General features: G+C 50.4%; 9 protein-coding genes and 1 riboswitch. Of the genes, 8 read left to right on the top strand and 1 reads right to left on the bottom strand.

Annotated elements, in window-relative coordinates:
* Nucleotides 1–261: 261 nt before the first annotated feature.
* Nucleotides 262–957 carry a sigma-70 family RNA polymerase sigma factor gene (locus T504_RS0112105; RefSeq protein WP_197018717.1) on the bottom strand — a complete coding sequence of 232 codons (696 nt, stop codon included), beginning with the start codon at nucleotides 955–957 and terminating at the stop codon, nucleotides 262–264.
* A gap of 253 nt (nucleotides 958–1,210) precedes the next feature.
* Here T504_RS0112105 and T504_RS0112110 point away from each other — a divergent pair, with 253 nt between their 5' ends.
* The 8 genes from T504_RS0112110 (at nucleotide 1,211) to fdhD (ending at nucleotide 10,906) form a co-directional block, all read left to right on the top strand.
* Nucleotides 1,211–2,953: a methyl-accepting chemotaxis protein gene (locus tag T504_RS0112110; RefSeq protein WP_051635362.1), complete on the top strand. Its 1,743-nt coding sequence runs from the start codon at nucleotides 1,211–1,213 to the stop codon at nucleotides 2,951–2,953.
* 93 nt (nucleotides 2,954–3,046) lie between these two features.
* Entirely contained in the window at nucleotides 3,047–4,210 is a 1,164-nt protein-coding gene (locus tag T504_RS0112115; RefSeq protein WP_033171317.1) for a DNA polymerase IV, read from the top strand.
* Between the two features lie 76 nt (nucleotides 4,211–4,286).
* A riboswitch (molybdenum cofactor riboswitch) is annotated at nucleotides 4,287–4,408 on the top strand.
* Nucleotides 4,409–4,496: 88 nt separating this feature from the next.
* Nucleotides 4,497–5,528 (top strand): molybdopterin-binding protein, encoded by a 1,032-nt coding sequence (locus tag T504_RS0112120; RefSeq protein WP_033171318.1) that lies wholly within the window; start codon nucleotides 4,497–4,499, stop codon nucleotides 5,526–5,528.
* Between the two features lie 12 nt (nucleotides 5,529–5,540).
* Entirely contained in the window at nucleotides 5,541–6,740 is a 1,200-nt protein-coding gene (gene glp / locus T504_RS0112125; RefSeq protein ID WP_033171319.1) for a molybdopterin molybdotransferase MoeA, read from the top strand.
* Between the two features lie 42 nt (nucleotides 6,741–6,782).
* The gene (gene moaA / locus T504_RS0112130; protein ID WP_033171410.1) at nucleotides 6,783–7,772 is read left to right on the top strand and encodes a GTP 3',8-cyclase MoaA; all 990 of its coding nucleotides are present in this window, start codon (nucleotides 6,783–6,785) and stop codon (nucleotides 7,770–7,772) included.
* Nucleotides 7,773–7,775: 3 nt separating this feature from the next.
* Nucleotides 7,776–8,708: an MOSC domain-containing protein gene (locus T504_RS0112135; protein ID WP_033171320.1), complete on the top strand. Its 933-nt coding sequence runs from the start codon at nucleotides 7,776–7,778 to the stop codon at nucleotides 8,706–8,708.
* Entirely contained in the window at nucleotides 8,659–9,816 is a 1,158-nt protein-coding gene (mobB, locus tag T504_RS0112140; RefSeq protein WP_231473917.1) for a molybdopterin-guanine dinucleotide biosynthesis protein B, read from the top strand. The genes T504_RS0112135 and mobB overlap by 50 nt, the downstream gene beginning before the upstream one ends.
* A 262-nt stretch (nucleotides 9,817–10,078) precedes the next feature.
* Nucleotides 10,079–10,906, top strand: coding sequence for a formate dehydrogenase accessory sulfurtransferase FdhD (fdhD, locus tag T504_RS0112145; protein ID WP_033171322.1), 828 nt, complete (start codon nucleotides 10,079–10,081; stop codon nucleotides 10,904–10,906).
* The last annotated feature ends 110 nt before the right edge of the window (nucleotides 10,907–11,016 follow it).

The following is an 11,016-nucleotide window of genomic DNA, read 5'->3' on the forward strand; positions in this document are numbered from 1 at the left end:
AGCGCGTTTTGCAACTTTTTCGATGCTTAATTAAGGATAAAAATTTCGTTTAGGAAAACATCTCCCGCGTAGTGTTGGCACTGCCCCTAGCGGCGGCGAAGAGCTGCTTCGAATGAGATTCCTGTAACCTGCAAACTGTAATTTGTAAAAAGTACGTGGATAAATTTATAGAAGCCTCCATAAGATTAATTAATCTTATGGAGGCTTCTATATTTTGTGTCAATATAAAGATTTTTTCGCAGTCCCTTTTGTTTGGCCATATTACGATACGGTCGCGGTCAAATCATCGGAATCGGTAAAGTAGTTGGCGACATACTGGCAGAAGTGGCGAAGGGTATCGATGTCGATGTCGTCGTGATTATCCATATAATGCGCAATCTGGCGACGGCAGCGCTGCAACGCGTTGTCGATGGATTTGCTGTCGTGCTGAAGCTGCTGGCTGATATGCTCGTAGCTGTTCCCTTGCAAGCGGGAGATGAATACCTGATAGGCATAGGGAGACAGAATTTGTTTGAGCACTTCCTCGCAGCTTTCGAAATCATCCTGAATAATTAAATCATGCACCGGCGATTTTGTTTCCTGGTCTGCGATGGTATCAAGCCAGCAGGTTTTCTCATTGTCTTCGAAGACGGAGACATTGAGCGAAAGCGCCTGATTGAGAATGGCGTGTTTATAGCGATTGGCTTTATTGATGGCGGAGATACATTCGCAGCGGATACAGCGAGTGGCAAAGGAGCGGAAGGAAACACCACGTTTCGGTTCGAAGTCGCGGAGTGCCTTGAAGAGGCCGATGCGTCCTTCCTGCAGGATATCTTCATGGTCTGCCCAGGTCATATAAAGGGTTCGGCAAGCCGTGGTGACCAAATAATCATAACGGTTTGCCAATAGGGATCCAAGCTTGGGATCGCCGGTTTGTTGAAACTTCTGAATCAATTCATTTTCGTTATTTGTGTCCATATCTAGTTCCATGTATTAGTCCCAATTCCTTAAAAAAGTCCATATATTAGCGTAACATTATAACCACATAAAAGTCAATAAATTTATAGAAAGTATCAATATTGTCCGCAGTAGGTGAAAAGTAACTCAGATGCTTGCGAACGCAAACAATTTTTTATTGTCAGAAAACTTATATGTGATATAATAAATAAAAGTCTATGATTGCTCGTGACTGAAATTGAGAAAATGTAGGGGAGATTTAGGAGGGGTATGGATGTTTTTAAGATGGAATGATTTCACAATCAGTACGAAGATTCGGCTTACCTTTATGGTGGTCATGCTTGTTGCTTGTATTTTAGGTGGTGTGGGAATATACAACCTGAATTCTTTGAACGACAAGGCAACGGAGATTACGGAAAACTGGCTGATCATGACTGATGCTTCGCATCGCATGTACGAGGATTCGGCTAATATGCGTTTTGATGCGTATAAGTACACGCATGTAACGGATAAAGCAGTGCTCGATAAATGTCTGAAGGATACGATGATGCATCAGGACAACATCAACAAGGGCGTTGAAAAGTACGAGGCTGCTTTGGAACGTGAAATGGAAATCAATCCGGCGAAAGCCAAGGTCAACAAAGAGAAGTTCGATCAGCTCAAAAAGGAATTGGACAAGAATTTTGAAATCAATAAAAAAATCCGTGCGGATATGGAATCGGGCAATAAAGAATCCATGATGCAAGGCATTACGGTGGATGGTTTCAAGCAGTATGATGTGATTGCAGGGGCGCTCGAAGAATTCACTAAGATGAATATCGACAGCGCCAATGAGGCCAATGAAGAGGCCGAGGCGGTGTATCACCGTGGGGCTGTCATAAGCGTTATCCTGCTGGTGCTGGCCTTTGCCATGATTATACTTTCGGCGCTGTATTTAAGGCGCAGCATTACGAGTGGGGTTCGTGTTCTCGAAGATATTTCTTCGAAGATGGGGGATGGCAATTTGCGCGACCGTGCTCCCATCCTCTCCGGAGATGAACTGGGACAGTTGGCTGGCCATTACAATAACGTGATGGATCGTTTGTCGGCGATGATGCGCAAGATTCAGCAGAGTGCCGAGGAATCGAATAATGCGGCCGAAATGCTTCGTCAGGGTTCTGAACAGTCGGCTCAGGCAGCAACGCAGATTGCCGAATCGATAACGCGTGTGGCGCATTCCGCAGCCGAGCAGAACGACATGGCGGCTGCGACTACGGCAACAGTAGAAGAAATTCGCAAGCAGCTTGATCAGGTCAATGAAGGAACGACAACGGTTTTGGCACATGCCGACGAGGCGCAGAAGAAGGCGGATAATGGTTCTGAGGCCATCACCAAGGCCGTGATGCAGATGCGCAATATCGGGACATCGGTCGAGGAATCGGCCAAGGTCGTAGCCTCGTTGGGCGAGCGTTCCCAGCAGATTGGCCAGATTGTCGAGACGATTTCGGTCATTGCCGAGCAGACGAATCTCTTGGCACTCAACGCCGCCATTGAGGCTGCCCGTGCTGGTGAGGCTGGTCGTGGCTTCTCGGTAGTGGCCGATGAAGTTCGTAAGCTGGCTGAAAGTTCCAGTGAGTCCGTTACGGAGATTGCAGCCTTGATTCACGGGATTCAGGCGGATACCGAAGCGGCGGTGGCATCCATGCAGACGGGGAATGAAGAGACGAAATCCGGGGTGGCCATCATGGACCAGGCTGGCCAGACCTTTGCTGAGATTGTTACCCTTATGGCCAAGATGAATGAAGAGATTAAAACGATGAGCGACAGCATCAATACGGTTGCAATCGGGGCTGACGGGATTGTCGATACGGCAGACCGTCTCAGTGAGGCAAGTAATTCCGTATCCAGCGAAACGCAGACGGTTTCGGCAGCTACGGAAGAGCAGTCTGCTTCGGTGGAGGAGATCGCTTCCTCGGCGCATAATCTGTCGACGGTATCGCAGGCGTTGCAGGCGGAACTCCAAAAATTCCGTATTTAATGGTTTGATTCGTTTTAAGACTACCGAAAAGGTGTTTGCTTTTTCGGTAGTCTTTTTATATAATGAAAAAAACGGCGAAAGGAAGGATGCAGCGTGAAGCAGTTGGTTATGCATGTTGATATGGATGCCTTTTTCGCTTCGGTGGAACAGCTGGATCATGAAGAATATCGTGGAAAACCATTGATTATTGGTGGATTGGCTGGCCGTGGTGTAGTATCTACTTGCTCCTATGAGGCGCGGAAATTTGGGGTTCATTCCGCTATGCCTATGGGGCGAGCGCAGCAGCTTTGTCCGCAGGGAATCTTTATTGAGGGGAACTATCCTCGTTATGCGGAAGTTTCCCAGCAGATCTTCACGATTTTTACCCGTTATTCGCCGGTAATTGAACCGTTATCGATTGATGAGGCTTTTCTGGATCTTACCGGAATGGAAAAAATCATGGAAACGCCTCTTGACTATGCACGCAAGTTAAAAGCAGAGATTCGGGAAAAGACTGGCATTGTGGCTTCCGTCGGGATTGCGCCCAATAAATTCCTAGCCAAGCTGGCATCGGATTTGGATAAACCTGATGGACTGGTGTTGATTCCCGAAGATAAAATACGGCAGGTACTTGACCCGTTGCCAGTAGGGCGTATTTGGGGCGTTGGCAGGCGGATGAATGAGCAGCTGGAAAATCTTGGCATTCAGACGATTGGTCAACTGTATCGAGCCGATGCCCATCGTTTGCAGCAATATGTTGGGGAGAATATGGCGCGGCATCTGCAACAACTGGCGGCTGGAATCGATTATCGCATCGTGGCGCCAAGGGAGCGGGCTAAGTCTATTGGTAAAGAGATGACGTTTACCGAGGATCTCCAGTGTAGGGAAGATGCGGAACGTGTTTTGTTGGATCTTTCGTGTAAGGTTGGTTGGCGTCTTCGCAAAGCGGGGGAAAAGGCGCGGACGATTCAGCTCAAATTGCGCCTATCATCTGGTTTTAAGACGTATACACGAAGCCGTACACTTTCCGAAGCGACCTGCTATGATGAAGAAATCTATCATACGGTGTTAGCGCTATTCCATGAACTACGGATATTTCGCGGAATCCGTTTGCTAGGGGTCAGTACTGCAGGTTTTGATGATGGCAGGGAACTGAATTTATTCCAGGATGAGGGGAAGAAGGAAAATCTTTATGCGGCTATTGATAAGATTCGGGCCAAGTTCGGGGAAGGTGGTATTACGAAAGCGCAGCTGCTTTGTAAAGATAAACGTAAATAATGATAATGCCAGATAAACATAAAAAAGTAACAAAAATCATAAGCACAAGTTCTGTTTTTCGTGTATAATAGAAGGCAGAAATAATCGACTCCGAGCGAAAATGTCTAAGGTCACGATTGGTGACTATGATATTTAGCCGGGGCCCCAGGGGAAACGCTGGGACCTTCCATTTTGAAAAGGGGTCTTTACTTGCGCAATAGGTGAAGACTATCTTTCTGTCAAATGGAAGATAGTCTTTTTGTGTATATAGAAAGATTCGTGAGCAAGTGTTAGGAGAGTAGGCCGTATGAAGGAAATGAAAACCGTAGATGCTGTCGGACAGATTCTCTGCCATGACATCACGCAGATTATTAAAGGCGTGACGAAGGATGCCGTATTTCGCAAAGGGCATGTGATTACCGAGGAAGATATCCCCGTGTTGTTGTCGGTGGGAAAAGACCATATTTATGTCTGGGAAAATGATGATACGGTTTTGCATGAAAATGATGCAGCGGAAATCCTGCGTCAGCTCTGCCAGAATGATTACATGACGGCATCGGAACCGAAAGAAGGCAAGATTGAACTTACGGCGACGGTAGATGGTGTCTTTCAGGTTGACGAATCAAGATTCGATGAGGTCAATGAGCTCGACGATGTGACAATCGCGACCTTGCCGCAGAACATGCCGGTAAGGGCGGGGCAGAAACTTGCGGGCATGCGCGTGATTCCGCTGGTCATCAAAAAGGACAAGATGGAACAGGTAAAGAAGGTCGCTGGCGATAAGCCGCTTTTGCGTCTACGCCCGTATCAGAAAAATCTCAAAGTCGGGGTGGTGACGACAGGTACGGAGGTTTTTCTTGGCCGTATCAAGGACACGTTTACACCGGTTATCGAGGGCAAGCTCAAACTGTTTGGGTTAAAGATTGACGAACATCGCATCACCGATGATGTGACCGAGCATACGCGGGACGCCATCCGTGAGCTGGTTGAGCTCGGCATGGATATGATTATCTGCACGGGCGGCATGAGCGTTGATCCCGATGACCGTACGCCGGCGGCCATCCGTGATGCCGGTGCGGATATTATTACCTATGGGGCGCCGGTACTTCCTGGTGCGATGTTTTTGATGAGTTATCTGGAGTATGAGGGGCGGACCATTCCCGTTATGGGACTGCCGGGCTGTGTCATGTATGCGGCGCGGACGGTTTTTGATCTCATATTGCCGCGGGTTATGACGGGAGAGCGGCTGACGCGCCGTGAGATTCGTCATTTTGGTATCGGTGGTCTTTGCATGAATTGCAAGACCTGTCATTTCCCAGTTTGTGGGTTCCAGCACTGAGGAGGGCTTACGATGCAAGATATTTCATTGGAAAAAGCAGTGTCCGTATTGTTGGAGAAGGTTTCACAAGTTCGTGAGGTCGAGGAAGTTTCCCTGATGGAGGCGTTGGGGCGAACGTTGGCCGAGGATTATGTGGCCCCCTTTGATAATCCGCCCTTTGATCGATCGCCACTTGACGGGTACACCTTCGCAGCAAGCTATACTGCTGAGGCAACAGCTGCACAGCCGGCCAAGTTTCAGATTATCGGTGAGGAATGTGCCGGTCAGTATTTTGATCAGTCAGTGCCACCGGGGGCGGCGGTGCGAATCATGACAGGGGGAGCAATTCCGGTTGGTTGTGATTGCGTCGTGCGGCAGGAAGATGTTACGGCTGATGGCGACATGCTGTTGGTTCCCTTTGTCATGCATCCGCATGAAAATTACTGCTTTGCCGGTGAGGATATTAAAAAGGGGACGCTGCTGGCTAAGGCTGGCACCAGATTGACGGCAGCCCATCTCGGAGCTTTTGCCAGTATGGGCTTTTCGAAGGTCAAGGTCATCCGCAAGGTCCGCATTGCCATTGCCAGTACGGGCGATGAGCTCCTGCAGCCAGGGCAGCCGCTGGCACCGGGGAAAATCTACAACAGCAATCTGTATATGATAAGCAGCCGCCTGCGCGAGCTTGGTTTTGAACCACAGGTGCTAGGAATCCTGCCCGATGATGTCGAAGAAGCTGCGGCTGTTTTGGCAGCTTGGCGAGATAAAGTGGATGTGTTTTTGACGACTGGCGGGGTGTCTGTTGGCAAGAAAGATATCATGCACGGCGTTGTCAGCAAGATTGGCCAGCGGCTTTTCTGGCGCGTCTGCATGAAGCCGGGCGGACCGGCGATTGCCTATACCTTTGGCAAAACGCTTGGCATTGCGCTTTCCGGTAATCCCTTTGCGGCCTATGCGACGTTTGAGCTTATCGCGCGGCCGGTGCTCGTGTCGCTTAGCGGCGAGGAAAAGATTGCCCTGCGTCATACCCAGGCTGTTCTTACGGATGCATTTCCTAAGGCGAGCAAGGGACGCCGCTTTATTCGTGCCTATTATGAAAAGGGCAAGGTTCGGCTGCCGGAGCAGCATGCTTCGGGAAGTTTATTTTCAGTAGTAGGCTGCAATGCCTTTGTGGCAATCCCGGCGGGAACGGGTCCGCTGGCTCCAGGAACGGAAGTGGATGTTGTACTGCTTTAAGAGGCGGGTTTCAAGTGATTGTTTTGGAATTGGGATGAGAGTATGATTGATAAATATCAACGTAAAATCGAATATGTTCGCATCTCACTGACAGACCGCTGCAATTTGCGCTGTCGTTATTGTATGCCGGAGGGCGGTATCGAGAAGTTAAGTCATGAGGATATTTTGACTTTTGATGAAATCCTGCGTGTTGTACAGGCTTTGGCATCGCTGGGCGTGCGCAAGGTGCGGCTGACGGGAGGCGAGCCGTTGGTTCGCCGAGGAATTGTCGATCTCGTTAGGGCTGTCTGTGCGGTGCCGGGAATCGAACAAGTCGTGTTGACGACGAATGGGGTATTGCTCGATGAATTGGCAGAGCCACTGGTGGCGGCAGGCTTAAGTGGGGTAAATATCAGTCTGGATACGCTGCATCCCGATGTATTTGCCGAGATTACGCGCCGTCCGCTCTATTCGCGGGTAGAAAAGGGAATCGAAAAGCTGCAGGCGCTGGGAATGGCAAATGTCAAGTTCAATTGCGTTCCGATTGAAGGCGTTAATGAGCAGGAGATCCCTGCTTTGGTGGGATTGGCTCGTGACCATGCGGTCAAGGTGCGGTTTATTGAACTGATGCCAATTGGCTGCGCGTATGAAGTTGGGTACAAGGGCGTAGCGATGGACAAAGTACGCCGGATAATCGAGCGTACGTATGGGCCGCTAAAGGCTGCCGGGATAAAAGTAGGCGCTGTAAACGGTCCGGCGGTGTACTACCGGCTGGCAGGCTTTAACGGTGAGGTAGGATTTATCGATGCAATGGAGCACAAATTCTGTGCCTCGTGCAATCGTGTACGCCTGACAGCCGAAGGGTTCTTGAAACTTTGCCTTAATGCAAAGACTGGGCTCGATATTCGTCAGCTGTTGCGTGGTGGGATTAACGATGATAATTTGCGACTGGCTATCCAACGGGCTATCTATCGTAAGCCAGAGGAACATTTTTTTGACGATAAACATAACGAGGCTCGCGACAGCCGGGCTATGGTACAAGTAGGAGGCTAAAACATGGGAAAGATTCATGCGCTCTGTGTCAGCGAGAAAAAGGGAACGCTCAAGCACCCTGTTCCTGTTGTTCAGTTTGAGACAGAATGGGGCATTCGAGGCGATGCCCATGCAGGATGCTGGCATCGCCAGGTGAGTTTTCTGGGCCTGAAGGAGATTGAGGATTTCCGCAAGCTCGGTGTCGATGTGAAATTGGGTTCGTTCGGTGAGAATGTAGTCGCCGAGGGCTTCCGGTTCAAGGAATTGCCAGTGGGTACGCGGCTGCGCGCTGGCGATGTGTGGTTTGAAATCACGCAGATTGGCAAAGAATGCCATAAAGGCTGTGCCATCCGCGAGCAGGTCGGCGACTGCATCATGCCGCGCGAAGGTGTCTTTGCACGGGTGCTGCATGGTGGTGAAGTAAAGGAGGGCATGGAGCTTGAACTCGTGCCCGCTGGTGAAAAGCTGCCCCTTGATGCGGCCATTATCACGGCCAGCGATAAGGGGAGTCGTGGCGCGCGTGTCGATAAAAGCGGCCCCAAGGTAAAGGAAATGCTGGAGGCGGCTGGCTATACGGTGGCGGATATGACTATCCTGCCTGATGAGCAGACGGCCCTTGAAACTAAGATGAAGGAGTATGCTGCTCGCGGTATCGGACTTATCGTCACGACCGGTGGCACGGGCTTTTCGCCGCGTGATATCACGCCGGAGGCGACGCTCGCTGTTTGCGAGCGGCTGGCACCGGGAATCCCCGAGGCCATGCGGGCTCTTTCCATGCAGGTTACGCATCGGGCGATGCTTAGCCGCGCGCAGGCAGGCATTTGCCGCCGCAGTCTCATTGTCAATCTGCCGGGCAGTGCCAAGGCTGTCGAGGAATGTCTTGGTTTCGTTCTGCCGGAGTTGCAGCATGGCATTGAAATTCTGCGCGGTGATGCCGGAGAATGTGGCAGGAAATGATATGGATACGTTACAGTTAAGCCTGCTGCTCATTGCAGGCGGTAAAAGTTCGCGGATGGGGCAGGATAAGCGCTGGGTCGAATACGATGGCGCGTCGATGTTGGAGTGGTTGCTGCGTAAGGCACAGCGGCAGGCATTTGCCCGCCGGTATCTGTGCGTGGAACAGGCGACGAAGGAATTACAGGTCCTGGCGAAACAGTATGAGTTTGAGCTGCTGGTGGATGAACAGGCTGGTATGGGGCCGATGGAAGGCTTGCGCCGAGGCCTTTCTGCTATGCCGACAGCGTATGGCTTGGCGCTTTCCTGTGATATGCCGTTTTTTGCCTTTTCGGCGTTGGAGCCCTTATTGACAGAATTGACTAGTCAAACTGGCGTAATGGCGGTACAAGCGGAGACAAATGGGCGCCGTCAGCCGCTGGCGGCCATCTATCATCGGGAGCTGGCGCGGAATTTTGCCACTGCGTTGGCAGCTGGTGAGCGAAAACTTGGAAAAGTTATCGATATGGTGCCTCATCGATTGGTGGCTGTTCCACGGGTCAATTGTTTTTTCAATGCGAATACTCCCGCGGATATGCGGCTGGTGCGTGGCCGTTTGGCGAATAGTTGGCGTGATGTTCCGCTTGTTACGGTTTCAGCCCCGGTGTCCAATACCGGCAAGACGACGTTTATCGAGCGGTTGATTCCACGTTTGCAGGAGGAAGGAATCCGCGTCGGTGTTGTCAAGGGAGATTGCCATGGCTATCAGGTGGATGTCGAGGGGAAGGACAGCTGGCGGTTTTCGAAGGCTGGTGCAGATGCTGTGGCGGTGGTATCGCCAACGGGGTACTTTATCCAGCAACGGACCGAAAAGCGGGCATCTCTGGCAGCGATGGCGTCGCGGCTTGAACAAGTGGATGTAGTACTGATCGAGAGCCGTAACCATGGGGCAAGACCGGAAGTGTCTCTCTGGCGTGGATTGGGAGAGCCTATGGTTCGGGAGGATACGGCGGCGCTGTTTGTGGGCGGCAAGGTTTCAGAATCCTTGTCAGAGCAGGTACATTGCTACGATATTGAGGATACCGCGCAGGCGGAAAAACTGGTGAAATTCCTTATGGGAAAAGACTTCTAGGGGAGTTGTCAGATTTTTCATCAGGGTGGTTTTCTCGATAGGACAAATGACACAAAAATAAATAATGATAAAATTAATTTTGTTTATAACCGGCCTTTGGCCGGTTTTTTTGTCGTTTGCCAATGGACAAAATCTTTGTTACCATGGCAATTGTGGCAACGGAATTTGTCCTATTGTGATAAAAATCGTCGCAGGAAACAGGACGAAAAGATAAACTGTTGCCGGAAGGTAAAGATGGGATTTGGATTAGGAGGCGTTGGTCATGAAGCCAAGGGAAAAAGAGCTTATTGATTTCCCCGTGACGCGCTATGATGCGCAGCGGGGACAGATTGTCGAGGACCACAAGTACACGTCCATCGAGCGCTGTCTGGACATTGATCTCAATGGCACACGGCTTACGACTTCCTTTTGCTCGCCAGGAGACCTTGAGGACCTGGTGACGGGGATTTTAGCCCAACTGGGGAAGATTCGTACGAGCAGCGATATCGTAAGTCTCAGCATCGATAAGAAATCGTTTACAGCCACGGTAACGACTACGGTGGAAGCACAGCAGTGGGCAGCCCATGCCGCTGAGGATTCGCGCTATTATTCGGCGCGTGAGATTCTTGACTGTGAGCCGGAGCGAATCTTTGCCCGACCGCATTCTGTTCAGTTTGTGGCGCAGGATATTCTGGCCTGTGCGGATAAACTGCTGTCGGAGCTGGCGGCTACGCATGAGAAGACCAATGGCGTTCACAGTGGTATTCTCTATGACCAGCGTCAGCACCGTATTCTCGTATTCCGTGAAGACATCGGCCGGCACAACGTCTTTGACAAGCTCTATGGCTGGTCTTTGCGGCAGGGGATTGACCTTGCGGATAAGATCATCATCTTCAGCGGCCGCTGCTCGTCAGAGATGATGCTAAAGCTTGGCCGCATGGGCATTGGTGCGGTTGCGGCTAAGTCGGTGCCGACAACGTTGTCGCTGCGGTTGGCGAAAAAATTGGGAATTACCTTGGTGGCGCGGATGCGCCCCGGCAGCTTCTGTATTTACACGAATCCTGAGCGGATTATCGTCGCGGATGATGTCCGTGTAGAAAAAGAAGCGTAAAATTGCAATATTATTTTTGCATAGAATCATAAATATCACATATTGATTTTTCATAGCTTTGCGCTATAAAGGATAGAAGAATTTTATGGGATGTGGATGATTTTATATAT

This window comes from Selenomonas sp. ND2010 (assembly GCF_000702005.1).
Classification (GTDB): Bacteria; Bacillota; Negativicutes; order Selenomonadales; family Selenomonadaceae; genus Selenomonas_A.